The sequence below is a fragment of the Agrobacterium sp. 22-214-1 genome (genome assembly GCF_053522465.1).
Map to the genome: position 1 here is coordinate 1 of NZ_JBNWCK010000008.1, position 25,340 is coordinate 25,340.

General features: G+C 61.5%; 19 protein-coding genes. 11 read left to right on the forward strand and 8 right to left on the reverse strand.

Going from position 1 to position 25,340, the window contains the following annotated elements; genetic code table 11:
• Positions 1-439: AGE family epimerase/isomerase (locus ACQZ5G_RS21845; RefSeq protein ID WP_448742679.1), on the reverse strand; the 439-nt coding region annotated here is incomplete at its 3' end.
• A gap of 433 nt (positions 440-872) precedes the next feature.
• Between ACQZ5G_RS21845 and bcsN the strand changes: the two genes are divergently transcribed.
• From bcsN to ACQZ5G_RS21870, 5 genes are all read left to right on the forward strand, one after another.
• Positions 873-1,775 carry a cellulose biosynthesis protein BcsN gene (gene bcsN, locus ACQZ5G_RS21850; RefSeq protein WP_448738479.1) on the forward strand — a complete coding sequence of 301 codons (903 nt, stop codon included), beginning with the start codon at positions 873-875 and terminating at the stop codon, positions 1,773-1,775.
• Positions 1,776-1,869: 94 nt separating this feature from the next.
• The gene (gene bcsA / locus ACQZ5G_RS21855; protein WP_065655596.1) at positions 1,870-4,059 is read left to right on the forward strand and encodes a UDP-forming cellulose synthase catalytic subunit; all 2,190 of its coding nucleotides are present in this window, start codon (positions 1,870-1,872) and stop codon (positions 4,057-4,059) included.
• Positions 4,056-6,569, forward strand: coding sequence for a cellulose biosynthesis cyclic di-GMP-binding regulatory protein BcsB (locus tag ACQZ5G_RS21860; RefSeq protein WP_448738480.1), 2,514 nt, complete (start codon positions 4,056-4,058; stop codon positions 6,567-6,569). Before bcsA ends, ACQZ5G_RS21860 begins: the two co-directional genes overlap by 4 nt.
• On the forward strand, positions 6,566-7,621 hold the full coding sequence (locus ACQZ5G_RS21865) for a glycosyl hydrolase family 8 (protein WP_448738481.1): 1,056 nt from the start codon (positions 6,566-6,568) through the stop codon (positions 7,619-7,621). The genes ACQZ5G_RS21860 and ACQZ5G_RS21865 overlap by 4 nt, the downstream gene beginning before the upstream one ends.
• A complete protein-coding gene (locus ACQZ5G_RS21870; RefSeq protein WP_448738482.1) occupies positions 7,612-9,945 on the forward strand; it encodes a cellulose synthase in 2,334 nt (777 codons plus the stop codon). Before ACQZ5G_RS21865 ends, ACQZ5G_RS21870 begins: the two co-directional genes overlap by 10 nt.
• A gap of 39 nt (positions 9,946-9,984) precedes the next feature.
• Here the strand turns inward: ACQZ5G_RS21870 and ACQZ5G_RS21875 are convergent, their stop codons facing one another.
• Both ACQZ5G_RS21875 and ACQZ5G_RS21880 read right to left on the reverse strand, forming a co-directional pair.
• Positions 9,985-11,139, reverse strand: a complete 1,155-nt coding sequence (locus ACQZ5G_RS21875; protein ID WP_448738483.1) for an amidohydrolase — start codon at positions 11,137-11,139, stop codon at positions 9,985-9,987.
• A gap of 60 nt (positions 11,140-11,199) precedes the next feature.
• On the reverse strand, positions 11,200-12,846 hold the full coding sequence (locus ACQZ5G_RS21880) for a GNAT family N-acetyltransferase (RefSeq protein ID WP_142780434.1): 1,647 nt from the start codon (positions 12,844-12,846) through the stop codon (positions 11,200-11,202).
• A gap of 234 nt (positions 12,847-13,080) precedes the next feature.
• On the opposite strand from ACQZ5G_RS21880, the gene ACQZ5G_RS21885 reads away from it, so the two are divergent.
• Both ACQZ5G_RS21885 and ACQZ5G_RS21890 read left to right on the forward strand, forming a co-directional pair.
• The gene (locus ACQZ5G_RS21885) at positions 13,081-13,815 is read left to right on the forward strand and encodes an SDR family NAD(P)-dependent oxidoreductase (RefSeq protein ID WP_003524050.1); all 735 of its coding nucleotides are present in this window, start codon (positions 13,081-13,083) and stop codon (positions 13,813-13,815) included.
• 36 nt (positions 13,816-13,851) lie between these two features.
• A complete protein-coding gene (locus ACQZ5G_RS21890; RefSeq protein WP_448738484.1) occupies positions 13,852-15,204 on the forward strand; it encodes an aspartate aminotransferase family protein in 1,353 nt (450 codons plus the stop codon).
• A gap of 39 nt (positions 15,205-15,243) precedes the next feature.
• On the opposite strand, the gene ACQZ5G_RS21895 is transcribed toward ACQZ5G_RS21890, so the two are convergent.
• Together ACQZ5G_RS21895 and ACQZ5G_RS21900 are read right to left on the reverse strand one after the other, a co-directional pair.
• Positions 15,244-15,681, reverse strand: coding sequence for an EamA family transporter (locus ACQZ5G_RS21895; RefSeq protein WP_059758266.1), 438 nt, complete (start codon positions 15,679-15,681; stop codon positions 15,244-15,246).
• A gap of 182 nt (positions 15,682-15,863) precedes the next feature.
• Positions 15,864-17,210, reverse strand: coding sequence for a dicarboxylate/amino acid:cation symporter (locus ACQZ5G_RS21900; RefSeq protein WP_003519920.1), 1,347 nt, complete (start codon positions 17,208-17,210; stop codon positions 15,864-15,866).
• Positions 17,211-17,446: 236 nt separating this feature from the next.
• On the opposite strand from ACQZ5G_RS21900, the gene ACQZ5G_RS21905 reads away from it, so the two are divergent.
• A complete protein-coding gene (locus ACQZ5G_RS21905) occupies positions 17,447-19,288 on the forward strand; it encodes a sensor histidine kinase (RefSeq protein ID WP_003519919.1) in 1,842 nt (613 codons plus the stop codon).
• 1 nt (position 19,289) lies between these two features.
• Entirely contained in the window at positions 19,290-20,654 is a 1,365-nt protein-coding gene (locus tag ACQZ5G_RS21910; RefSeq protein ID WP_304983509.1) for a sigma-54-dependent transcriptional regulator, read from the forward strand.
• Positions 20,655-20,743: 89 nt separating this feature from the next.
• On the opposite strand, the gene ACQZ5G_RS21915 is transcribed toward ACQZ5G_RS21910, so the two are convergent.
• Positions 20,744-21,220: a BA14K family protein gene (locus ACQZ5G_RS21915; RefSeq protein WP_448738485.1), complete on the reverse strand. Its 477-nt coding sequence runs from the start codon at positions 21,218-21,220 to the stop codon at positions 20,744-20,746.
• 179 nt (positions 21,221-21,399) lie between these two features.
• Here ACQZ5G_RS21915 and ACQZ5G_RS21920 point away from each other — a divergent pair, with 179 nt between their 5' ends.
• Positions 21,400-22,110 (forward strand): GntR family transcriptional regulator, encoded by a 711-nt coding sequence (locus tag ACQZ5G_RS21920; protein ID WP_003519916.1) that lies wholly within the window; start codon positions 21,400-21,402, stop codon positions 22,108-22,110.
• 46 nt (positions 22,111-22,156) lie between these two features.
• Here ACQZ5G_RS21920 and ACQZ5G_RS21925 read toward each other — a convergent pair whose 3' ends face one another.
• Complete coding sequence (locus ACQZ5G_RS21925; protein ID WP_003519915.1) at positions 22,157-23,413, reverse strand: D-amino acid dehydrogenase; 1,257 nt, start codon at positions 23,411-23,413, stop codon at positions 22,157-22,159.
• A gap of 7 nt (positions 23,414-23,420) precedes the next feature.
• The gene (gene alr, locus ACQZ5G_RS21930; RefSeq protein ID WP_448738486.1) at positions 23,421-24,587 is read right to left on the reverse strand and encodes an alanine racemase; all 1,167 of its coding nucleotides are present in this window, start codon (positions 24,585-24,587) and stop codon (positions 23,421-23,423) included.
• A gap of 127 nt (positions 24,588-24,714) precedes the next feature.
• Between alr and ACQZ5G_RS21935 the strand changes: the two genes are divergently transcribed.
• Complete coding sequence (locus tag ACQZ5G_RS21935) at positions 24,715-25,173, forward strand: Lrp/AsnC family transcriptional regulator (RefSeq protein ID WP_003500727.1); 459 nt, start codon at positions 24,715-24,717, stop codon at positions 25,171-25,173.
• The last annotated feature ends 167 nt before the right edge of the window (positions 25,174-25,340 follow it).

The window sequence follows — 25,340 nt, forward strand, 5'->3', positions numbered from 1 at the left end:
GCATCTCGTCCCGGCGCTCGGGAAGGCTTGCGGCGGCCTGTGCGGCGGCAAACAGCGCAAAGGCCTGATTGTAGAGATCGAAGGAGGGATCGATCAGCCGGCCCGTCTGGTCGGCAAGGTTGCCATAAAGGCCGTTTTCAAGGCGATAGACCTTCTCGAACCAGGAAAGCCCGTGCAGGAGCGCGTCTTTCCACGGTCCCTGCCAGCCATGCTGGCCGGCGGCGGCGAAACAATAGGCCTGACGCGGCTGCACACGGGCGCGGCGGTCATCGGAAAAAACCGGTTTCGCATCCTGGCCGAGACGTTCGTAAAAGCCGCCGTCCGGACGGGCCGAACCCGCCTCCCACCACAGGGGCAGGGCGTCCTCATCCAGCCATTTGCGTAATCTTCCGATCTCTTCGGCAAGCGTCTGCGCGATGCTCGGAAATGGCAATGTCATGCGTCAACTCTCTGTTTTTACAGTTGAATAAAAAGCGGACCAATAAAAATACGTTATTATGGAGGCAAGTAGACCATGGGACATATTGCGCTGCAACCGTAAAATTATCGACCTGACAGAAAGCCAACCCCCGGCAGCCCGATTGGTTCCACCTTCTTTCATGGCGAACGTGGGGCGGCAATGGTGATTCGCTAGCCATAAAGTGTCAGAAATTACAACGCAAATTTGAGATTGCTTATTCGTAGTCCTCACGTATTTCGTAGCAATGGTCTGGTCATTAGTGATTCGGTCTCCTTTTAACCTGGGCGGCGTTGGGGAAATAAAGGGGCGTAAGGCAGTGAATTTTTCTGCCTATACTTCATTGCTGTTCTCCATTGCGGTTCTGTCGGGCTGCAATACTCCCGCAGGCGTTCGGTCCTTCGGGGGACCCCAGATGCTGTCTCCTTCCGAGGCGCTGGTTTTCCCGCCGCCCGGTGGTCCCGAAATCGTTACCGTGGTCAGCCGCACCTATTCCAACGCCGTGGCGCAGCAGGTCATCTTGCGCTCCGAGGCCGCTACGCCCGGGCAGAACTACATCAAGGCCGAGTTTTTCGGTCCGCAACAGGCCGGCGATACCGGTGGCGACGCCCTGGCTTTTTCCGGTTTCAGGGCATCTTCCGTCGCGCGGGAAATCCGCGCCGAGTTTCTGGGCGAAAACATCGCCATGTCGGCAAATTACCTGCAGAACGGTTATGGCGCGTTCTCCTATGCCGCCGGCAGCGGCCGTGGCGACGATACCTGCCTTTATGGCTGGCAGGACATACGCTCGCCGGAAAGCATGCGGCAGGATTTCCGCAATCTCGGGCGCATCAAGGTGCGGCTGCGCCTTTGCCAGTCGGGCGCCAGCGTCGAGCGGCTGCTGGCGGTCATGTATAATTACACGATCACCGGCACCTATGCCTCGCCCAGCTGGAACCCTTACGGCACGCCGCAGGCGGTGGATAAAAATCTCGGGCGTCCGGGCCATCCGGTCTATCCCATAAAGGCGGATGAGGTGCCGATGCGGCCCGGCGGCGAGGTGACCGCGAGCGTGCCGCCCAGGCCCGTTCGTCGCGCGGCTGCCGTTGCACCGCCCGCCCAGCCGGAACCGCAGCCGCTTCCACCCGTTGCTGCAGTCAGTATCCCGTCGCCCGCATCGGCTGGCGCACCCCTCCAGCCTGCAAGGCCCACGGTGGCGGGCAGGCGCCTGGACGGTGTGCCGGTGGATGGCGGCCGGCAACCGTCGCAGGTCCCGCAGGTCTCCATTCCGTCGCCCGCATGTCTGTCCGGTTCGGGGGTGGCGTCAGGATGCAGGTGATCGCCGGAACCAGCGGGAAAGAGCACGCCAAGGCGCAGATCGCAAAAATTCCGGGCCGAAATTCCGGGTGGGGAAGACAACGGAAAGTTTCTGGATGAGCAAGGCCATCACAATCATTGTCTGGTTACTTGTGTCGCTTTGCGTTCTGGCCATCGTCACGATGCCGGTCAGCCTGCAGACGCATCTGGTCGCCACGGCGATTTCGCTCATTCTGCTGGCGACGATCAAGAGCTTCAACGGGCAGGGGGCCTGGCGTCTGGTAGCGCTCGGTTTCGGCACGGCCATCGTGCTGCGCTATGTCTACTGGCGCACCACCAGCACGTTGCCGCCCGTCAACCAGCTCGAGAACTTCATTCCCGGCTTTCTGCTCTATCTGGCGGAAATGTACAGCGTTGTGATGCTGGCGCTCAGTCTCGTCATCGTGTCGATGCCGCTGCCGTCGCGCAAGACGAGGCCCGGTTCACCCGATTACCGGCCGACGGTCGATGTCTTCGTGCCGAGCTATAACGAGGACGCTGAGCTTCTCGCCAATACGCTCGCAGCGGCCAAGAACATGGATTATCCGGCCGACCGGTTCACCGTCTGGCTGCTGGACGATGGCGGCTCGGTGCAGAAGCGCAACGCCAGCAATATCGTCGAGGCGCAGGCGGCGCAGCGCCGCCACGAGGAGTTGAAGAAGCTCTGCGAGGACCTCGACGTGCGTTATCTGACGCGCGAGCGCAACGTCCACGCCAAGGCCGGAAATCTCAATAACGGGCTTGCCCATTCGACCGGCGAGCTCGTGACCGTGTTCGACGCCGACCACGCGCCCGCCCGCGACTTCCTTCTGGAAACGGTTGGTTATTTCGAAGAGGATCCGCGGCTCTTTCTGGTGCAGACACCGCATTTCTTCGTCAATCCCGATCCCATCGAGCGCAATCTGCGCACCTTCGAGACGATGCCGAGCGAAAACGAGATGTTTTACGGCATCATCCAGCGCGGTCTCGATAAATGGAACGGTGCCTTCTTCTGCGGCTCGGCCGCCGTGCTGCGGCGCGAGGCGTTGCAGGATACCGAAGGTTTCAGCGGTGTCAGCATCACGGAGGATTGCGAAACGGCGCTGGCGCTGCATTCGCGCGGCTGGAACAGCATCTATGTCGACAAGCCGTTGATCGCCGGGTTGCAGCCGGCCACCTTCGCAAGCTTTATCGGCCAGCGCAGCCGCTGGGCACAGGGCATGATGCAGATCCTGATCTTCCGCCAGCCCCTTTTCCGGCGCGGTCTCTCGTTTACGCAGCGCCTCTGCTACATGTCGTCGACGCTGTTCTGGCTGTTTCCGTTCCCGCGCACCATCTTTCTGTTCGCACCGCTGTTCTACCTGTTCTTCGACCTGCAGATTTTCGTGGCCTCGGGCGGCGAGTTTTTGGCCTATACGGCGGCCTATATGCTCGTGAACCTGATGATGCAGAACTATCTCTACGGCAGCTTCCGCTGGCCGTGGATTTCGGAACTTTACGAATATGTGCAGACGGTTCACCTCCTGCCCGCCGTCGTTTCGGTGATCTTCAATCCCGGCAAGCCCACCTTCAAGGTGACGGCGAAGGATGAATCCATTGCCGAGGCGCGCCTTTCGGAAATCAGTCGGCCGTTCTTCGTCATTTTCGCGCTGCTGCTGGTGGCGATGGCCTTTGCCGCCTGGCGCATCTACAGCGAGCCTTACAAGGCGGATGTCACGCTCGTGGTGGGCGGCTGGAACCTGCTCAATCTCATCTTCGCGGGCTGTGCGCTCGGTGTCGTTTCCGAGCGCGGCGACAAGTCCGCGTCGCGGCGCATCACGGTCAAACGGCGTTGCGAAGTCAAGCTCGAGGGTAGCGACGCCTGGGTGCCGGCTTCCATCGATAACGTGTCGGTGCATGGCCTGCTGATCAATCTCTTCGACAGCGCGACAACCATCGAAAAAGGCGCGACGGCCATCGTTAAGGTCAAGCCGCACAGCGAGGGCGTGCCGGAAACCATGCCTGTCAACGTGGTGCGAACGGTGAAGGGCGAGGGTTTCGTCTCGATAGGCTGTACCTTCTCGCCGCAACGCGCCGTCGATCACCGCCTGATTGCGGACCTGATCTTCGCCAATTCGGAACAATGGAGCGAATTCCAGCGGGTGCGTCGCAAGAACCCCGGCCTTATCCGTGGTACGGCCATCTTCCTGGCCATATCGCTCTTCCAGACGCAGCGCGGCCTTTATTATCTGGTCCGAACGCTTCGGCCTGCTCCCAGAGACGCCAAACCTGTCGGAGCGGTAAAATGACCGGCCGTAAACCCATCCGGGATTCTGTGGCAGTGCTGATATGGGGAGCCGTCGCCACGGGCGCGATGGCGCAGTCCTCCCCCTTCGACATGTCGCCGGAACGGCCCGCCCAGACGACCCCGACACCCGTGCTGCCGTCTGCCGTTGCGCCTGCCGCACCGCGTCAGCAGCCACCTGCCCAGATGCCGGCCCAAATTCCGGTCCAGCCGCCGTCTCAGCCATCCGCTCCGCCGCCATTTGCGGTTCAGCCCGCGCCGCCGCCGCAACGGCGCCCAGCCGTCCCGTTGCCGCCGCCGGTTGCGGCTCCTCCGCGTCAGGAAGGCGCAAGACCTGTTCCAGCAAGGGGCCCGTCGCTCAACGCGGACAGCCGCCGCCGATACATTCTGCCCTATGAAAAGCTCAGCCTTTCCGGGGAGATGGACAGGCGGCAATGGAGCATCTATCTGACGCCGGAGCAGGTGAACGCCGCCGTTTCGCTCAATATCGGTTATCAGAACGCTATCGTGGTTGCGCCGGAAAGCTCGAATTTTCAGGTCAGCCTGAACAATGTCGCGCTGGATCCGGCGCGTATCGAAGCGCCCGACAGCGAGGGCAATGTTTCCTTGAAGATTCCGCCCGGCGTCTTGCAGATCGGCTCCAATGTCGTGAGACTGGGCGTGCAGCAGCGCCACAGAACCGATTGCACGATCCAGTCCACCTACGATCTGTGGACCGATATAGACCCAGCCTATACCTATATCGGCTTTAATGCGGATGTCGCCGGAAGCTTTGCCAATATCGACGATATTCAGGCAACCGGGCCGGACGGAAAGGCGATGACATCGATCGAGATTGTCGCGCCGGCGCTCGCCAATCCGGCATTTGCGGATTCTCTCCTGCGTCTTTCACAGGCGCTGGCGCTCAGAACCCAGATGCCGAACCAGACGATCCGTTTCGTGGCCGCTCCTTCCGCTGAACGCAAGGCGGGCACGCTGACGGTCTTCGTCGGAACGGCCCGCGAGATTGCCGGCATCGCCGGAACGCTGCCACCCGAGGCTTCGGCGGGCGCTTTCGCCGGCTTTGGCGCCGCCGCGCCGGGCGGTCTTTCGCCGCTTTTCGTCAGCGGCCCCACCCCGCAGGCGGTGCAGGCGGCAATTGAGACGCTGTTTTCGTCGATATCGCGCACACCCGGTGCGCAGAGAACGACTTTTTCGACACGCAGCTGGCATGCGCCGGATGTGCCGCTCGTCATGTCGGATCGCCGTATCGCGCTTTCCGAACTTGGTTTCGAAAGCACCGAATTTGGCGGCCGGCGTTTCCGCAACGAGTTTTACGTCGGCATGCCAGCCGATTTTTATGCGTCCGCCTATGGTGAGGCGTCGCTTCTCCTCGATGCCGCCTATTCGTCGCAGGTATTGCCGGGCAGCCATGTCGATATCTACGTCAATGACCAGATCGCCTCGACCGTGCCGATTTCCAACAATGGCGGCGGCATTTTCCGGCATCTGCCGATCAATGTGACGATGCGTCATTTTAAGCCCGGGCCGAACAAGGTGACCATCGAGGCAGTGTTGATGACGGCGCAGGATCAGGCCTGCGCGCCGGGCGCGCCCGCCAGCACGACGCCGCGTTTTGCATTGTTCGACACGTCTGAACTTCATATTCCGGACTATGCGCAGATCGGCCGCAAGCCGGATCTTGCCGCGATGGCGGGGGCCGGACAGCCCTATCGGACCGGCGGAGCGCCTGTTGCCCTCTCACTCGACCGTTTCGACACCGATACCATGTCTGCGGCAGCCACGCTGATCAGCCGGCTGGCAAGCGTGGCGGGGCATCCCATCGACATCGAGACTGTCGCCTCACCGCTGGTGATCGGCGATCGCGACGCGCTGTTCGTCGGCACGATTTCGCAATTCCCGCAGGCATTGATCGGCCAGTTCAATCTCGTTCCCTCCAGCCAGATATCCTGGAAAATGGGAACCGGCGTTCAGCCGCCCGCCCAGAGCAGCGAGACCCTTTTCAATGATTGGCGCGAGCGGGTGGACGGCGGTGTCTGGGAGGGGCAGGTGTCTTCTCTCGAGGAATGGATGAAGCGGAATTTCGACCTGAGCTCGGATACGCTGCGCTTCCTGCCGGCAGCCGAACAGCTCTATGCGCCGCCAAGCAATGTCTCCTTCATGCTGGCCCAGGGACTGAGCCCCTCCGGCGAAGGGGTGTGGACGCTTGCCACTGCGCCAACGTCCGCGGAACTTCTTGACGGGATGGCGGCGATGACGCGGGAAAACCGCTGGCGCGGTGTCACGGGACGTGTTGCCGCTTACGATGCCGCAGCCGAAAAGCTTGAAACGGTGGAGGTGGAGCGGCCGTATTTTTACGTCACGCGGGCGTTTTCCCTTTCCAACTGGAGGCTGGTCGCCGCCAACTGGCTGTCTTCCAACGTTCTTTCCTATTCGCTGGCGTTCATCGGCTTCGTATCTCTCCTCGGCCTCGCCACTTTCACGATGCTGCGCATGATGGGACGGCATCGATGAAGAACGGAATCTCGAAACTGGCCGGCATTTTCTTCCTGTCCATGATGACGGTGATTGCAGGTATTTCCGTCAGCCGCGCCGCTTCGGTTTCGCCGGAGGCGTGGTCTGCCTATAAAGGCGCGTTTCTCGATCCCGGCGGCCGCGTCATCGATACTGGCAACGGCAATATCAGCCATAGCGAAGGCCAGGGCTACGGCATGTGGCTTGCCGTGCTTGCCGACAACCTGTCCGACTTCGAGCTGATCTGGAGTTTCACGCGCACTGAGCTTTTGGTGCGTGACGACGGGCTTTCCGCCTGGAAATGGGATCCGCGCACCAGACCGCATGTAACCGATATCAACAACGCTACGGATGGCGATATCCTGATCGCCTATGCGCTGGCGCTGGCGGCCGGGCAATGGAACCGGCAGGATTATGCCGAAGCATCCGCGGCCATCGCATCCGCCATTCTCAAGAAGACGGTGGTGCAACGCGGCGGGCGAACGCTGCTTCTGCCGGCGGCCAGAGGTTTCGACGAGGATGACCGGGAGGATGGGCCAGTGGTCAATCCTTCCTATCTGATTTTCGAGGCCTTTCCGGTGCTCAATCTTGTTGCGCCGTCGCCGCTTTGGAAAGCGCTTGCCGATGACGGTGTGGCGCAGATCGGCACATTCGCTTTCAGCGATAGAAAACTGCCGGCTGACTGGGTGTCGGTGAAGACGAAGCCGCAGCCGGCATCGGGTTTCCCGCCGGAATTCGGCTATAATGCGGTGCGCATACCGCTTTATCTCGCAAGGGCGAATATGGGGTCGCCGGAGCTGCTCGCCCGGCTGAAAGGCGGCATGACGCTGGAAAGCGGCGCTGCCGGAACCTTCGATCTGAAGAGCGGAGCGGTCAAGGATGTCCTGTCCGATCCCGGCTATCGCATCATTCCGGCGCTTGCGGCCTGTGTCGGCGGCGGGCCGGAGGTTTCCGCCGAACTTAAAAACTTCCAGCCAACACTTTATTATCCTTCCACATTGCATCTTCTGGCATTGTCGTTTCTGGCAAGGAATAACGGGGAATGCCGATGAACAAGCCACTGTCGACCTCGGCTCTCATTCTGCTTTTGATAGCGCTCGCCGCCTTCCACTGGCGCGACAACATTCTCGGGCGGGTGTCGGACGTGCATACCTCGGCGGTCGGCGACAACCGGGCAGCACAGCGTGTTTTGCCGACGGCGGCCAATCCGGCGCAGATCAACGCTTTCGTCAAGAACCGTGAAATGGCGCAGGTAACACAGCCCGCGACACCGCCGGTCACGGTGCCGGCGACCGACCCGTTGCCGGTGACACAGGCTGGCGGGCAGGCACCGCAAACACAGACGGCACAGGCGCCGGCCCCTCGTGCCACCCAGCCTGCATCGGCCGATATGCCCGAGGTCGATCTGAGTGCATTGCGCTATTTCGCGGCGAGGGGCGATACGCAGCGTCTTCAGGCCGAAATCGCGCGCCTGCGCACGCTTTATCCCAACTGGACGCCGCCTGCCGATCCTCTCGCCATTCCCGAAAACGGCGATCCGCGGCTCGACGCCATGTGGCAGCTTTATACCGACGGCCGTTATGCCGAAGTGAGGAAGGCGATTGCCGACCGCCAGCAGGCGGAGCCCGGCTGGCAGCCGCCCGACAATCTGACGGGCATGCTTGCCCTTGCCGAAGCGCGCCAGCGGCTCGTCAATGCTTCCGATCTCAAGCAATATGCCACAGTGGTGGATACGGCCGCCAACAATCCTGGCCTGCTGACCTGCGGCGAGGTCGATGTGCTGTGGCGGGTTGCCGATGCCTTCGCCAATACCGACCGGATGGGACGGGCGCGCGACGCCTATCTCTACATCCTCAACAATTGCACGATCGCCAGCGACAGGCTCGCCACCGTGCAGAAGGCATCCGCGCTTTTGCCGGCGGAAATGATGGACGAGCTGCTGACCAGGGAAAAACCCGGCGCGGACGGTCAGCTGGAATTCGAACCGGTCAAGAACGATCTCGCCCGTCAGTTCGTGGCCAGGGCAGGGGAGAAGGAGGGCGTTGCCGTTCCTTCGGCCTATGTGATGCGGCTTCAGCGGCTTGCCGAGACCGACAAGCTTGCAAGCGACGCCCTGCTGCTCGGCTGGTACAATATCCGGCAGAAGAACATGACGGAGGCGGAGAAGTGGTTCCGCAAGGCGCGGGAAGAGGAAGATAGCGCATCGGCCTCGCAGGGGCTGGCGCTGGCGCTGATCGACCGTAACGAGCCGCGTGAGGCCGAGGACGTCATGTATAAATGGCGCAAGGCATCCGACGATGCGCTTGCGACCTATCTCGCCGCAACGGCCAATCTTCTCGCGCTGGAGCCGCCGGTCGTTCTGCCGCCGGAGGTGCTGCAACGTATCGCCGCCGAAACGGTGGCGCGCAAGGATGCGGCGACCGCGCAGCAATTCGGCTGGTATTCGCTTGCGTTCCGGCAGACGCCGCTTGCTTTGCAATGGTTCAGCACGGCCCTTGGCTGGAAACCCGATGATGAGCCATCGGCCTACGGCATGGCGGTCAGCTACCACGATCTTCGCAATCTCGCCGGCCTGCGTGGCATCCAGCAGCAATGGGGAGGCCGTTCGCAACGTATCGCCGATGTCGGAATGGCGCGCATGGTGGACCAGTCCGGGCAGACGGTTGCTCCCATAACCGCCCCGCCGGTTGTCGCACAGGTGATGGCCCCGCCCGTGCAGACCAATGTATCGCAGGGTGAGACGGCGGTGGTCTATAACCCGCCTGTCGTTCAGCAGCTTGAACCTTCGCGCAAGCAGGCGCGCCGCCCCGCGCAGGTGCAAAGGGAAACCAGCGCCGCATCGCGCCCACGTTCCTGCGCGGCCTATCCCGATCCGCAACGTCTGCCGCCACAGCAGGCGCTCGATCTCGGCTGGTGCCTGATGGAGACGAACCGGCCGGCGGAGGCTCTCAAAGCTTTCGAATCCGCGATTGAAAGCGGTCAGTCCAATGTCAAAAGCGACGCAGCCTACGGCCAGAGCCTTGCCTATCTGCGCATGGGCTTGACGGACCATGCAGCCGTCTCGGCGACGAAATCGCGTATGGATCGCCCACGCGCGACGGAACTGCAGGTGTCGATCCTTGCCGATCGAGCGGTCTCCGCATTCGGGTCGAAGCGATATGCCGAAACGCTTCTCCTGCTGGACCAGCGGGCGCGGCTGGCGGATGAGCGCACGGACCTGATGGTGCTGCGCGGTTATTCTTACCTCGCCATGCGCCGTTATGGTGAGGCCGCCCAGATTTTCGAAAGCCTGACGGCTATCGGAAACAAGGATGGCATCCGGGGGCTGGCTGCGGTGCGCGCCGCCCGGCCGAGCAACGGTCCCCAGGGCGGCTGACGGGCGGCTGATCGCGGCTGGATATAGCCGCAGTCGCTGCTATTCCGCGTCGGTCAGGTTGCGGATGATGCGCATGAAGATGCGCGCCCCGGTGCCGATCAGAGCGTCCGGAAAGTCGTAGTCCGGATTGTGCAGGTTGGGATAGTCCCGGCCTGCGCCGAGAAAGAACATCGCCGATGACGAAACGGCGCGAAAGCGGCCGAAATCCTCGGAAGCCCGCATGGGCAGACCCTCCGAACCGTGGGAGATTTTCTCCTCATCCAGCGCTCGCCGGATATGCCCGACCGCATCAGGCGCATTTTCGCAATGCAGGAAAATATCGTCATAGGTGATGTCGAGCGTCAGCTTCTGTTCGTCCGCCACCTTTCTAGCCAGAGTTTCCGCAGCCTCGCAGAGTTTTTCCATCCGGTCGTCGGTCAGTGTCCGGAGTGTCGCCCAGATTTCAGCATCGGCCGGGGAAATGCCGAAGGCGGCTTCGCCCATTACGGCATGGGTGATCGTCACCATCGAAAAATCGGGCTCTGGCGGAAAACCGGAGCCCAGTTCGGCCAAGGCCGGCATCAGCCGGGATATTGCCCGCATCGGGGAAATGCCGTGTTCTGGCGAAGACGCATGCGCCGTCTTGCCGGAAAGGTGGATTTTGACCCCGCGCGACGCGCAGTTGACCGGTCCCTCCACGATGCTGACATGGCCGAAGGGCAGGCCGGGCAGGTTATGGAGCGAAAAGGAATAATCCGGCTTTATCTGCCCAAAGCGCGGGTCGGCGAGAACGGCGGCGGCACCCGCGCCGGTTTCTTCCGCCGGCTGGTACAGAAGGATGACGCGGCCTGTCGCGGGCCGCTGCCGGGAAAGGCCGAGCGCCAGCGCCGTCAGAATGGTGGAATGACCGTCGTGGCCGCAAAGATGGCCCTTTCCGTCGGTGCCGGAGCGGTGTTCGGCGTCACTCTTTTCGTGAATGGGCAGGGCATCGAGTTCCGAACGGATCAGGATCGCCGGGCCGCTTTTGCCGCTGTCATAGACCGCAGCCACGCCGTGGCCGCCGAGATCGGCGAAAAGCTGGTCGGGCTGCGCCTGCTCGAGGAAAGCGCGGATGCGCCGCGCCGTTTCCTTCTCCTCGCCGGAAATTTCCGGATGACGGTGAAGATCATGGCGAAGCTCAATGAGATCGAGCATGTCCTTGTTGGTCAGAAACATCAAAAATCCTTGCAAGTCGTCCGGCCGGTTTTTCCTGCCGCAACTTACAGGGCGTTGCCTTTAATGCAAAACCTTTGGCGGGTGCCAGCGTTTGCCCGCCGCTTTCGGCTTGATGGCGAGCGTGACGACATCGGCTGGCAGCGGAACCTTGGCTTTTGCCAGTTCCAGCCGGGCAAGGGCTGCACGGGCCTTTTCCGCATATTCCAGATGCGCTGCATCGTCCGAATGATAGTGCTGCAGCCTGTCGAGGATTTCCGCACCTTCCATCGTTCTTTCGGCGGCAATCAGCGCTACGGCGCATTTGTAAAGCGCCTCCCGGTGGAAGGGCGCGCGATTGGTCACCTGGCGGAAGGCCTCGGACGCCTCATGGTAATGCTGCTGCGCCAGCCGGGCCTCGCCGATACGCAGCCACAGGACGACGGGTTCCTGCCCGGCGGCCAGAAGGCTGAGAAAGGCGATTTCGGCCTCCCGGAATTCGCCCCGGTCGAACAACAGATTGGCCAGCCCGAATTGCGCGCCGAGATGGTCCGGTGCCGCAGTCAGCACCTGCGCGAAGGCAATATTGGCGGCCGCCTTCTGGCCGGTCTTATAGAGTTTGAGGGCCTGTTCGTAGACAAAACGGATGCTGCGTGGGTGCAGCGTGCCGCCGAGATTGTCACCCGAGCGGGTGCGGAACAGCGTGCAGCTCAGCTTCTGCTCCTCCGGCCCGAAGAAATATTTGTAAGGCTCGTTGCCGCGCAGGAAATCATAGGTTTTGAAACCCTGCTCGATTGCCCTGCGAATGCAATGGCCATGCAGCACAAGGCCGGGGGAAGGGGTCTTCCAGTTCTCGTCGCGGCCGGTAATGTAGAACAGCACCGATTTCTTCTGGCGGTCGATGATATTGGCGAGCGCGCCGAGCGGCTGGTCGCCGAACCACAGCACCGGCACTTCCAGATCGCCACGGATATAGACATCCATCAGCATCTGCCGTGTCGCGCCGATCAGGAGTTCCGTGCGTTCCTTGCCCTTGTGCGGCGCCCAGCGGATGCGCCAGAAATCGAACAGGATGTCCATGTCCCGCTTGATTGTTTCCCTCGTTGCAAAGGTGATGCGATATTCGTCGCCGCCCTCCACTTTTCTCAGGAAACGCCTGAGCTTTTGCCGGGTCTGGCTGCTCATATGGCTGTCGAGATAGCCGTCGAACGTCTCCGGCAGGGCCACCACGGGGCAGATGCAATTATTGATGTTGTAGGGGTTGGTCGGCATGTTGTCGCGAAACATGACGAGCGGGCCCTGAAGTGCGCGGATCATCGCCTCGCGGCGTTCCGGCGGACCGGAAAGATAATCGAGCTTCAGCTCGGTCCAGTTCTGCTGGCGTATATAGGAACAGAAACCGGCGACTGCGTGATTTTCATAGTCCGGCAGGGTGATGAAACCGGTGTAATCCGCCGCTGCATTGCCGGCCATGACGATGCTGTCGTGGAAGCGTCCGGTTTTCTTGTCCGGTTCGGTGACGATGCGCAGCGGGAAAAACGCCACATAGGGCGAGCCTTCCGCCCGTTCGCGCAGCGCAAGAATGAACCAGCGCCTGCGGCGCGGCATATAGTCCCTTAGCCACCCCCAGGAGAGGAAATGCCGGGCATGGGGATCGGCCATGAACACCGCATCCCAGTTTTCCCGGATCGCCTCGAAGCCGGCGTCCGTGTCGATGATATCGATGCGCATTCGTCCCCCTCCCAATACTGATCACACATTCGGGAGGCTTCATTTTATGGGTAAACGGTCGGCTTCAAATATTCCCTTCGGGTGAAAGCCGTGCATCAAATGGGATTAGCCCGTCGCCGATCCGCCATCGCTGCGCCGCGACAAAAAAGACCTTGTCAGCCGGTGGCAGCGCTCTAACATGCGGGGCTGAATGCGCGGCCGGCTCAACGGTCCGCATGGCACAGGAGTTCTCACATGGCTGTTCCTTATATGCTTCTGACCGGCGCAAGCCGCGGAATAGGGCACGCCACCGTCAAGCTGTTTCAGGAAAAGGGCTGGAGAATTCTCACCGTATCGCGGCAACCTTTCTCCGAGGAATGCCGTTGGCCGTCGGCGCGGGAGAGCCATATTCAGGCCGATCTGGAGGACCTGTCCCGCATTGACGATCTGGCGGATGAGGTGCGTTCACGCCTGCCGGAGGGAAAGCTTGCGGCGCTTGTCAACAATGCCGGAATTTCGCCGAAGGGCGAGGGCGGTAGCCGTCTCGGTGTCATGGATACGACGGCGGAAATCTGGACGCGGGTGCTGAACGTCAATCTCGTTTCGACGGCGCTGCTCGCCCGCACGCTTTTGCCGGAACTGGAAGCGGCAAAAGGCTCCATCGTCAACGTCACGTCGATTGTCGGCTCACGGGTGCATCCTTTTGCCGGCGTGGCCTATGCCACGTCGAAGGCGGCGCTTGCAGCGCTGACGCGCGAGCTGGCGCATGAGTTCGGCCCGCGCGGCGTGCGCGCCAATGCGATTGCGCCGGGCGAGATCAACACCGCCATCCTCTCCCCCGGAACGGCGGAGCTGGTGGAAGCCCAGGTGCCGCTCGGGCGGCTCGGCACCACGGCCGAGGTGGCGCAGACCATCTATTTCCTGTGCTCGGAACAGTCGAGCTACATCAACGGCGCGGAAATTCACATCAATGGCGGCCAGCACGTCTGACACGCCGAGCATCAACCGAAAATGGAGCCTTCATCGATGACCATCCTGCCGAATTCCGTCGAGGCACGCGATATCGCCTATCAGATGCATCCGAATGTCAATCTGCGCAAATTCGAAAAGACCGGCGGTCTGGTGATCGAGAGCGGCGAGGGCATCTATGTCACCGACAGCAGCGGCAAGCGCTATATCGAGGCGATGGCGGGGCTGTGGTCGGTGGCGCTCGGCTTCGGTGAACAGCGGCTCGTGGACGCGGCGACGAAGCAGATGCAGAAGCTGCCCTATTACCACACCTTTTCCTACAAGACGCACGGCCCGTCGGTCGATCTCGCCGAGCTGCTGATCGAGCTTTCACCGGTGCCGATGTCCAAGGTGCATTTCACCTCCTCCGGCTCCGAGGCCAACGATCTGGTCGCCAAGATGGTCTGGTATCGCTCCAATGCGCTGGGCAGACGAGACAAGAAGAAGATCATCGGCCGCATCAAGGGGTATCATGGTGTGACGATTGCCTCGGCCTCGATCACCGGCCTGCCGCGCAACCATGAAAGCTTCGACCTGCCGCTGGACCGCATGTTGCACACGGCCTGCCCCTCCTATGTGCATTTTGGAAAGGAAGGGGAAAGCGAGACGGATTTTACCGCGCGTATCCTGAAGGAGCTGGAGGATCTGATCCTCCGCGAAGGCCCGGAAACCATCGCGGCTTTCTGGGGCGAGCCGGTAATGGGCGCCGGCGGCGTTCTTTTGCCGCCGGAAGGTTATTGGGAAGGCGTTCAGGCGATCCTGAAGAAATACGATATTCTGCTTGTGGTGGATGAGGTGATCTGCGGCTTCGGCCGAACCGGCAAGATGTTCGCCTGCGAGACCTATGGCATCAAGCCGGATGTGCTTGTCGTCTCCAAGCAGATTTCGTCGTCCTATATGCCGCTTTCGGCGATCATCATGAATGACAATTTCTACCAGCCGATTGCCGATGAATCCGACCGTATCGGTTCCTTCGGCCATGGTTACACCGCCTCCGGCCATCCCGTCGCGACGGCTGTGGGGCTGGAAAACCTGAAGATCATTCAGGAGCGCGATCTGGTCGGCAATGTCGCGCGGCTGGAAGGCAGGTTTCTCGATCATCTGAAGGCGCTGGCCGATCATCCGCTCATTCATTCCTCGCGCGGTATCGGCCTGATCGGCGCGCTGGAGGTGAAACCGTGGGAGGGCATGAAGCCGGGCGATACGACGCTCGCTCTTGCCGCGGCCATTGAGGAGGAGGGTGTCATCACCCGGCCTATCGGCGAATCCATCTGCTTCTGCCCGCCGCTTATCATTACGGCCGAACAGCTGGACGAGCTGTTTGCCGGTGTGAAGCGTGGTCTCGACAAGGTCGCGGCTGCCCGAGGCTGATAACTCCAGCGATTGTGCCGGCCGGTTTATCCGGCCGGCCTATCCCCGATAGGCCACAAGCACCGCGCCGCAGGCGATCAGCACCACGCCGAGCCAGTTGGGCAAAGACAGCCTTTCCCCCAGAAACAGCACGGCAAAGACGGCGACAAACACGACGCTCAGCTTGTCGATGGGCGCGACGCGGGCGGCGTCGCCGAGTTTCAGCGCCCGGAAATAACATATCCACGATGCGCCGGTGGCCAGTCCCGAAAGCACGAGGAACACCCAGGTTTTACCCGAGATGGTGGAAGGCTGCTGCCAGTTGCCGGTGATGTAGACCATCAGGCCTGCGGCGGCGAGAATGACGACGGTGCGGATGAGAGTGGCGAAATCGGAATTGATATTTTCGACGCCGATCTTCGCAAAGATGGCGGTCAAAGCCGCAAAGGCTGCCGATAGCAGCGCCCAGAATTGCCAGGCCAGAAACAGGTTCTTCATGCCGCCACTCCGCTTATCGCATTGGTTCCGCTTCGGCTCTACCGCATCTTCCGGCCGATAAAAACCCCGTTTGATGGGGAGAGCCTGAACAATGAAAGCCCGGCGCATCCAGTCGATGCGCCGGGCTTTCCATATGTGCCTGCCCGGAGAAACCGGGACAGGCCGGACCTTGGGAGGTCTTATTATTCGGCGGGCTGCACCGAAGCCGGAAGTTGATCTACATCGGCGATGCCGGTGAACTCTTCCTGGCCGCTCAGCACGCGGGCGAGCTGATCCTGATCCAGTTCGCCTTCCCAGCGGGCGACGACGATGGTGGCAACTGCGTTGCCGACGAAGTTGGTGAGTGCACGGCATTCCGACATGAAACGGTCGATGCCAAGGATCAGCGCCATGCCGGCAACCGGAACCGAAGGCACAACGGAGAGGGTGGCCGCGAGCGTGATGAAGCCCGCGCCAGTGATACCGGCGGCACCCTTGGAGGAGAGCATGGCCACCAGCAACAGCAGGATCTGTTCGCCGAAGGAGAGGTGGATACCGGTCGCCTGCGCGATGAAGAGGGCCGCCAGCGTCATGTAGATGTTGGTGCCGTCAAGGTTGAAGGAATAACCGGTGGGGATGACGAGACCGACGACCGAGCGCTTGCAGCCAGCCTTTTCCATCTTGCTCATCAGGCCCGGCAGGGCGGCTTCGGAAGACGACGTGCCGAGAACCAGAAGCAGTTCTTCCTTGATGTAGCGGATGAGCGCGACGATGGAGAAACCGTTGTAACGGCATACTGCACCGAGAACCACGAATACGAACAGGAAGGACGTGACGTAGAAGGTGCCGATCAGCATCGCAAGGTTGGTGACGGACGAGATGCCGTATTTGCCGATGGTGAAGGCCATGGCGCCGAAAGCTCCGATGGGGGCGGCCTTCATCAGGATAGCGACCAGCTTGAAGATCGGATACATCAGGGCGTGCATGAAATCGGTGACGGGCTTGCCCTTTTCACCGACGATGCCAAGCGCGATACCGAACAGAACCGAGAAGAACAGCACCTGCAGAATGTCACCGCTGGCGAAAGCGCCGACGATGGTGGTCGGGATGATGTTCATCAGGAAGCCGGTGATGGTCTGCTCATGGGCCTTGTCGGCGTAGGTCGCGACTGCCTTTGCATCCAGCGTGGCGGGATCGATATTCATGCCCGCGCCCGGCTGCACGGTGTTGGCGACGATGAGGCCAACGATGAGCGCGAGCGTGGAGAATACGAGGAAGTAGATCATGGCCTTGCCGGCCACGCGACCCACCTTCTTCATGTCGTTCATGCCGGCGATGCCGGTTGCGACGGTGAGGAAGATGACGGGAGCGATGATCATCTTGACGAGGCGGATGAAGCCGTCGCCGAGCGGCTTCAGCTGTTCGCCGAAGGCCGGATAGAAATGGCCGAGCGCGATACCGGCGATGATGGCCACCAGAACCTGGAAATACAGGTGCTTGTAGAATGGCTGCTTGGCGTGGCCTGCGGCCACGGCTGTCGTATCGATCATGTTTTTTCCTCCTCGGCCTCACCCTGCCTTTATTGGCCTCCCGGGATCGCCGTGACGTTGACGGCTTCGCGCCGATTGCGGAGTCATGTGCAATACGCATGCCAGACTTGCTTATTTAGTGTAACTGGCTGATTTCAAAAGTAGTTTTTATTGGCGCCTCATCGGCCCACATGCATTTGTGCGGAATTCCGGACAAAATATCTTGCGGTCTGTGTGTAAATCCGCACAATTGCCGCATGACTTATCAGGAACAGGCATCTCATTCCCATGCGAAGCGACGGGCGCAATGGCTGGCGCTGGCGGGCCTGTGGCTGCTCGTCAGTCTTGGCGTTCTGCTGGTGGCCGATGAGTTCGCCCGCAATCAGGCGCTGCGCATGGCCGGTTCCGAAGCCGCCACGGATGCCGAACTGAAGATCGCGCTCCTGAATGTCGCGCTGGAGCGGCCGCGCGCCATTCCGCTTGTCCTCTCCGGAGATCCTGATCTTGCCGCCGCGCTGGATGGCGGCGGTGCTCCTGCCCTCGACCGGTTGAACCGCAAGCTGGAAGGGCTGATTGAAGGCACACAATCCTCGGTGATTTATGTGACCGGGCCGACCGGATTGACCATCGCGTCGAGCAACTGGCGGCAGGATGACAGCTTTGTCGGCTCCAATTATGCTTTCCGCGAATATTTCCAGGCGGCGATGAAGACCGGCATGTCCGAACATTATGCTCTCGGCAATGTCAGCCGTCGGCCGGGTCTTTATATCTCCCGCCGCATCGATGCCGCCGATGGGCGGCCGCTTGGCGTCGTCATTGCCAAGGTCGAGTTCAACCGGCTGGAGACAGACTGGAACATCGGCGGCAAGCCGGTCTATGTGGTCGACAGGAACGGTGTCGTGCTGATGACCAGCGTGCCTGAGTGGCGGTTCAAGACCGTTGCGCCCATCGACGAGGCGCGGCGGAAAATCATTTCCGAAAGCCTGCAATTCGGCAATGAGGCGCTTTCAACGCTGCCGTTTCGGGCGGCGCGGCGTGCGAGCGAGGGTGTTCCGCTCATTCATGTCGATGAGCCGGGGAGGGAACGCGGCGATTATCTGCGGCTGGAAGTGCCGGTGCCAACCACTTCATGGACGCTGCACTATCTCCAACCGGTCGCGCCGGCGCTGAACGCCGCCATCCGCGAGGGCAGGGTGGTGGCGCTGGCGACGCTGATGCCGCTGATGGCGCTTTCGGCCCTGTGGCTGTGGCGCAGGCACAAGGCACTCAAGGAAAAGGAAGAGGAGCAGCGCGCCCGCGCCGAGCTGGAAATGAAGGTGCAGGAGCGGACCCGCGACCTGACGAAGACCCGCGATCATCTGCAGGCCGAAATCGCCCTGCATGAAAAGACCTCGGGCGAGTTGCGCAATGTGCAGCACGAACTGGTACAGGCCAACCGCCTTTCCATTCTGGGGCAGGTGGCGGCGGGCGTGGCGCACGAAATCAACCAGCCGGTCGCGACCATCCGCGCCTTTGCCGATAATGCCCGCACCCTGCTGAAACGCGACCGCATGTCCGAGGCCAACGAAAATCTCGAAAAGATCGCGGCGCTGACCGAGCGTATCGGCACCATTACCGGCGACCTGAAAATATTGGCGCGCAAGGGCCGCACCGCCGCCGAGCCTGTCAGCGTTCGACTGGTTATCGAAGGTGCGGTCATGCTTTTGCGCAGCCGCTTCTCCGGGCAGATGGATGCGCTGGATATCGTGTTGCCGGATCAGGACCTGAAAGTGCTCGGCAGCCGTATCCGGCTGGAGCAGATCCTCATCAACCTTCTGCAAAACGCGCTGGAAGCCACTGAAGAGACTGGGGCGGCGCGTGTCGAAGTTCGTGTGCGCGAGGAAGGCGACATGGTCGTGCTTTCCGTCAGCGACAATGGCACTGGCATTCCCGAAGCCATCCGCGCCCAGCTTTTTTCGCCCTTCAATACCTCCAAGGAAAGCGGCCTCGGCCTCGGTCTCGTCATCTCCAACGATATTGCTTCGGATTATGGCGGGCGCATCGAGGTGGTAAGCAGCAAGGCGGGCACATTTTTTTCCGTATTTCTGAAGCGAGCATGACATGACGGTGGATGGAACCATATTCCTGGTGGACGACGACTCCCAGCTGCGCAAGGCGATGGTACAGACGCTGGAACTCGATGGATTGCCGGTCACGTCGTTTTCCCGCGCAGAACAGGCGCTTGCGGCCTTGAACGAGGATTTCGACGGCGTCGTCATCACCGATGTGCGAATGCCCGGCATGACCGGGTTGGAATTTTTCGACCATGTCCGCAAGATCGATGCCGATCTGCCGGTCATCCTCATCACCGGCCATGGCGATGTGCCGATGGCCGTCGATGCGCTTCACAATGGCGCTTATGATTTCATCGCCAAGCCATTTCCCGCCGAACGCATGGTGGAAAGCGCCCGTCGGGCGCTGGAAAAGCGCCGCCTCGTGCTGGAAAACCGCGCCCTTCGCCGGGCGGCGGGGCAGGCGGAGGACGATCTACCGCTGATCGGCCAGACGCCCGCCATGGAGCGCCTGCGCACCACGCTGCGGCACATTGCCGATACGGATGTGGATGTGCTGGTGGCGGGCGAGACGGGCAGCGGCAAGGAGGTGGTGGCGACGGCGCTTCACCGCTGGAGCAAGAAGCGGTCCAAGGGCAATTTCGTGGCTTTGAATTGCGGGGCGCTGCCGGAAACGGTGATCGAGAGTGAGCTTTTCGGCCATGAGCCGGGGGCTTTCACCGGCGCGCAGAAAAAGCGCGTCGGCCGCATCGAACATTCGAGCGGCGGCACCCTGTTTCTGGACGAAATCGAGAGCATGCCGCTTGCGGTGCAGGTGAAGATGCTGCGCGTTCTGGAAATGCGCGAGGTCTCGCCGCTCGGGTCGAATGAGGAGCGGCCGGTCGATATTCGCGTGGTCGCGGCGGCCAAGGTCGATCTTGGCGATCCTGCCGAACGCGGCACGTTTCGGGAGGACCTCTATTACCGGCTGAATGTGGTGACGCTGTCCATTCCGCCGCTGCGCGAACGCAAGGCGGATATTCCGCTGTTGTTTTCCCACTTCGTCACCAAGGCCGCCAACCGTTTCAACATGGCGGTGCCGCAGATCAGTGCCGGCATTTCCCGCCGCCTCAATGACCATGACTGGCCGGGAAACGTGCGCGAACTCGGCCATTTCGCTGAAAGGGTGGTGCTGGGGCTGGAGACGGAACCAGCGGACGCGCCCGCATTACGATCCGCGATCCCCGCCTCCGGCACCTTGCCGGAACGCATGGATGAGATCGAGGCGCGCATCATCCGCGAAACGCTGGAACAATCGAATGGTGACGTGGCGGAAACCATCGCCACACTCGGCATCGCCCGCAAGACCTTTTACGACAAGCTGCAGCGCCACGGCATCAACCGGGCGGATTATGTGAGGAGCGGCACGGCGTAAGATGGCGCGTAGCGCGCACGGAAAAGCCGCGGACGTTTCCGTCCGCGGCCTGACAATAACGGTAATAACCGTGCTGAAGGTCTTCCCGATCAACCTGCTACGCAGAAATGGCGCTGGCCGTCATAATCCGTATAGGTGCCGGTGCGGGTGTTGAAGCTCCGGTAACGCTGCGAGCAATAATCGTACCAGGCGTTGGTCCAGGGCTCGATGGTGCGATAGGTGCGGCGCTGGTTGTAGACCGGGCGGCTGTCGTAAACCGGCTGGGCGCGATAGACGGGTGCCGGGCGGTAAACCGGCTGGGGTGCTGCGCGATAATAACGGTAATCGGGCTCTTCATCGATATAGCTCGGCTCGTCGACATAGACGCGCTCATCGTAGGCCGGCGCCGGACGCGACATTGCGGAGCCGACGGCGACACCGGCGGCAAGGCCGAGCACGCCACCCAGAATGGCAGCATCGCGACGGTCGCGGCGGCCCCAGTCATCGGCTGATGCACTGTTGAAGGGAACGATGGTGGCGGCGGCGACGGCGACGGCCAGAACTGTTTTAGCTGCAAAGGACGACATGGTGTGTTCTTCCATACAGGTGGCAGGGCGCTGCCAGTTGCAAATTCGATGGTTAAGGAAATACAGCCCGGCTGCTGAACGGGCGCTGAATGAATTGTGGCAGACCGGCGGCGGCCCGCAATTCCTGTTTGCGCGCGACGCACTTCGCGCTAGAACTCAAGAATAAACAGGACGCACCGATGAGCCTTTCCCAGATAACCGTCAATTCCGACACCTCGCACGAAGACCGTGCCCAGGCCATTCGCGATACGCTGCGTGACGCCATTGTCGACCGGCGGCTGGCGCCGGGAACCAAACTGTCGGAATCGGAAGTGGGAACGCTGTTCGATGTCAGCCGCACGGTGGTGCGCGCCGCACTTCAGATGCTGGCCTATGAGGGGCTGGTGAAGGCCGAGCGCAACCGGGGCGCCTTCGTCTCCAATCCCACGCCGGATGAAGCGCGGCAGGTGTTCGCTTCGCGCCGGTTGATCGAACCCGGCGTCGTGGATGCCGCAATCGAAAAAATCACGCCTGCGGCGGTGAAGCGGCTGCGTGAGCATCTGGTGCAGGAAAGCCGCCACCAGCATGAGCGCGGCCCGAGCGCCAGACGCGCGGAAATCAAGGCATCGGGCGATTTCCACCTGATGCTGGCCTCGCTTGCCGGCAATGCCATTCTGGAAAAATTCATGGACGAGCTGGTCGCCCGCTCGTCGCTGGTCATTGCGCTTTACGGGCGCTCGGGTGTTTCAAGCTGCGGCCACAATGATCACGCCGATCTCCTGGACGCGCTTGAGGCGAAGGATACGGCAAAGGCGCGTGCGCTGATGTTGCAGCATCTCGACCACATCGAGGCCGATCTTGACCTGCGCATGATGGAAGGTCTGGCGCTGAAGGATGCGCTGGCGCTCTGATTGACCGCCATCCCGTCGCGGGACGGGATGGCGGGTTGATTGCGCGTCAGGCGGCGTAACGGCTGATCGCCAGATCGTGTGTGTCGATCTCCGGCTTGTTGCCGCTGATGAGATCGGCAAGCACCCGGGCGGAGCCGCAGGACATGGTCCAGCCAAGCGTGCCGTGGCCGGTATTGAGATATAGATTGCTGTAGCGGGTGGCGCCGATGACAGGTGTACCATCCGGCGTCATCGGGCGCAGACCGCACCAGAATTTCGCCTGGCTCTGGTCGCCCGCGCCGCCGAACAGGTCTTCCACCGAGTGGGCTAGCGTTTCCTGCCGTGCTGCCGGCAAATCCTTGCTGAAACCGGCGATTTCCGCCATGCCGCCGGCGCGGATACGTGAGCCGAGGCGGGTGATCGCCACCTTGAACGTCTCGTCCATGACCGTGGAAACGGGCGCGCGCTCCTCTTTCACGATCGGAACCGTGATGGAGTAACCCTTGACCGGGTAAACCGGCAAAGTAAGGCCAAGCTGGCGCACGAACTGCGGCGAATAGCTGCCCAGCGCCGCCACGAAAATATCGGCCTCCACCAGCCCACGGGTGGTCTCCACGGCCTTGACGCGCCCTGCCTCGACGATGGGGCGCATGATGCCGGTATCGTAAAGGAAGGTAACGCCCGCCTCTTCGGCCATACGGGCAAGTTCGGTGGTGAACATGAAGCAATCGCCGGTTTCATCGCCGGGCAGGCGTAGGCCGCCGACGATCTTTTCCTTCGAAGGAGACAGACCGGGTTCGATGGCGGCGCAGCCGTCGCGGTCGAGAATCTCGAAAGGCACGCCGCCCGCCGTCAGCACGTCGACATCCTTGCCGATGGCGTCGAACTGCTTCTGGGTGCGGAACACCTCCAGCGTGCCCTGCATGCGCTGGTCATATTCGATGCCGGTCTCTTCGCGAAGCGCCATCAGGCAATCGCGGCTATATTCGGCAACACGCACCATGCGGCTCTTGTTGATGGCGTAACGCGCCGAGGTGCAGTTGCGCAGCATCTGGCTCATCCAGCGCCATGCGGCCGGATCGGCAGTGGGGCGGATGATGAGAGGCGCGTGTTTCATGAACAGCCATTTCATTGCCTTCACCGGAATGCCAGGCGCAGCCCATGGCGATGAATAGCCGGGGGAAACCTCGCCGGCATTGGCGAAGCTGGTTTCGAGCGCTGCGGCCGGCTGGCGGTCGATCACCGTCACCTTGTGCCCGGCTTTGGCCAGATACCAGGCGGAGGTCACGCCGACGACGCCGGCTCCGAGGATAGTGACGTTCATGATCGTCTCACTTGTGATTGACTGATGTTGAAGCGGCTGCCGGGGTTTCTCCCGGCTGAATATAACTGCGTCGATAACGGCGTCCGAGGCCGGTCAGGATTTCATAGGCGATCGTGCCGGCATCCTCGGCAATGTCTTCCAGCGTCTGTTCAGGCCCGATCATCTGCACAAGGCTGCCCTGGGTCAATGTTCCCTCGGGCAGGGTGGATATGTCGAGAATGATGCTGTCCATGGAAACGCGTCCCGCAATCGGCAGTCGCACGCCGTTATACCACGCCGCGCCGCGATTGCTGAGCGAACGCGGCAGGCCGTCAGCGTAACCGGCGGCGATGGTTGCCAGACGCGTCGGCCCGGCCGCTTCGAAGGAGCCGCCGTAACCGACCAGCGAACCGGCGGGAACGGTGCGGGTCTGGATGACGGCCAGATCGAGGCGAACGACCGGCTTCATCGGGTTGGGGCGTGTAACGGACGGCGCGCCGCCATAAAGCGCGATGCCGGGGCGCAGCAGGTGGTTGTGGTAATCATTGCCCAGAAAGATGCCGCCGGAATTCGAAAAGCAGACGGGCGCTTCAGGAAAGGCAATGGCGGCCTCACGCATCACTGCAAGCTGCGCGGCATTGGAGGCATGGTCCGGTTCATCGGCGCAGGCGAGGTGGCTCATGACGAAGGCGATGTCGATGCCATCCAGCAATTGCGGCCGGGGGGCGAGGATTTCGAGTTCTTCGGGGGAGAGGCCGAGACGGCACATGCCGGTATCGATCTGCACGGCGGCGGTGAGCGCCTTGCCAAGCTTTTTGGCGTGGGCCGACCATTGGGCAATCTGCTCCAGCGAATTCAGAACCGGGGTAACGGCCATGGCAGCGCAGGAGGTCTCGTTGCCGGGCTGAAGACCGTTGAGAACAAAGATCCGCGCTTCTGCCGAAAGCCGCAGTCGCAACGCCAGCGCTTCATCGATATGGGCGACGAAGAAATTGCGGCAACCCGCGTCGAACAGGACCTGCGAGACGATATCCGCGCCGAGACCGTATGCATCGGCCTTGACGACCGCTGCCGTCTGCGATGCGGGCGCCATGGCCGCAAGGGTCAAATAATTGTCGCGCAATGCGCCGAGATCAATGGTCAAATGGCCGCTTGCACCACCGGCGGCCTGCTGGCGGCTGATCTGCATGTCCATGGTCGTTCACCCTCATTTTTATCCCATGAGGGTATTGCAACGATTGTCGAATTTCTTGGCGATTGCTCGAAGAAAATGCGATAGAATTCACAATGGCGCAATTTTCTTTTGCTGATTGGAATCTTCTATGTCGTCACTCGATGCGACCGACCGCCACATCATCCGCCTGCTTCGGCTCAATGCCCGTATCAGCAATGCGAAACTGGCAGCGGAAGTCGGGCTTTCCGCATCCGCCTGCCTTCGCCGGGTCGATATTCTCGAACGGGAAGGGATCATCAGGGGGTATACGGCGCTGACGAGCGGCCTTGCCGGTGGCGAGGTGATTTCGGTCATCGTGCAGATCACGCTCGACCGCCAGACGGAGGATTTTCTCAACCGTTTCGAAAATGCGGTGCGGCGATATCCGGAAATCCGCGAATGTTATCTGATGACGGGCGGTTCGGATTATTTCCTACGCTGCGAGGCGGAAAGTGCTGGGGATTTCGAGCGGATTCACAAGGAGATCCTGTCGAAGCTGCCGGGGGTTTCGCGCATTCATTCGAGTTTTGCGATCCGGAATGTGCTGGCGACGCCGAAGGCGCGGTAGCATCAGAGTTCGCGGCCACCCCCCTCTGTCCTGCCGGACATCTCCCCCTCAAGGGGGGAGATCGGATGGAGCGCCCGCTCGTCCCCTCGCAGCCATCTTATTATCAATAAAGTGACGTTACTGAATGTGGTGGGCAAGCCACTTGTCGATCTCCCCCCTTGAGGGGG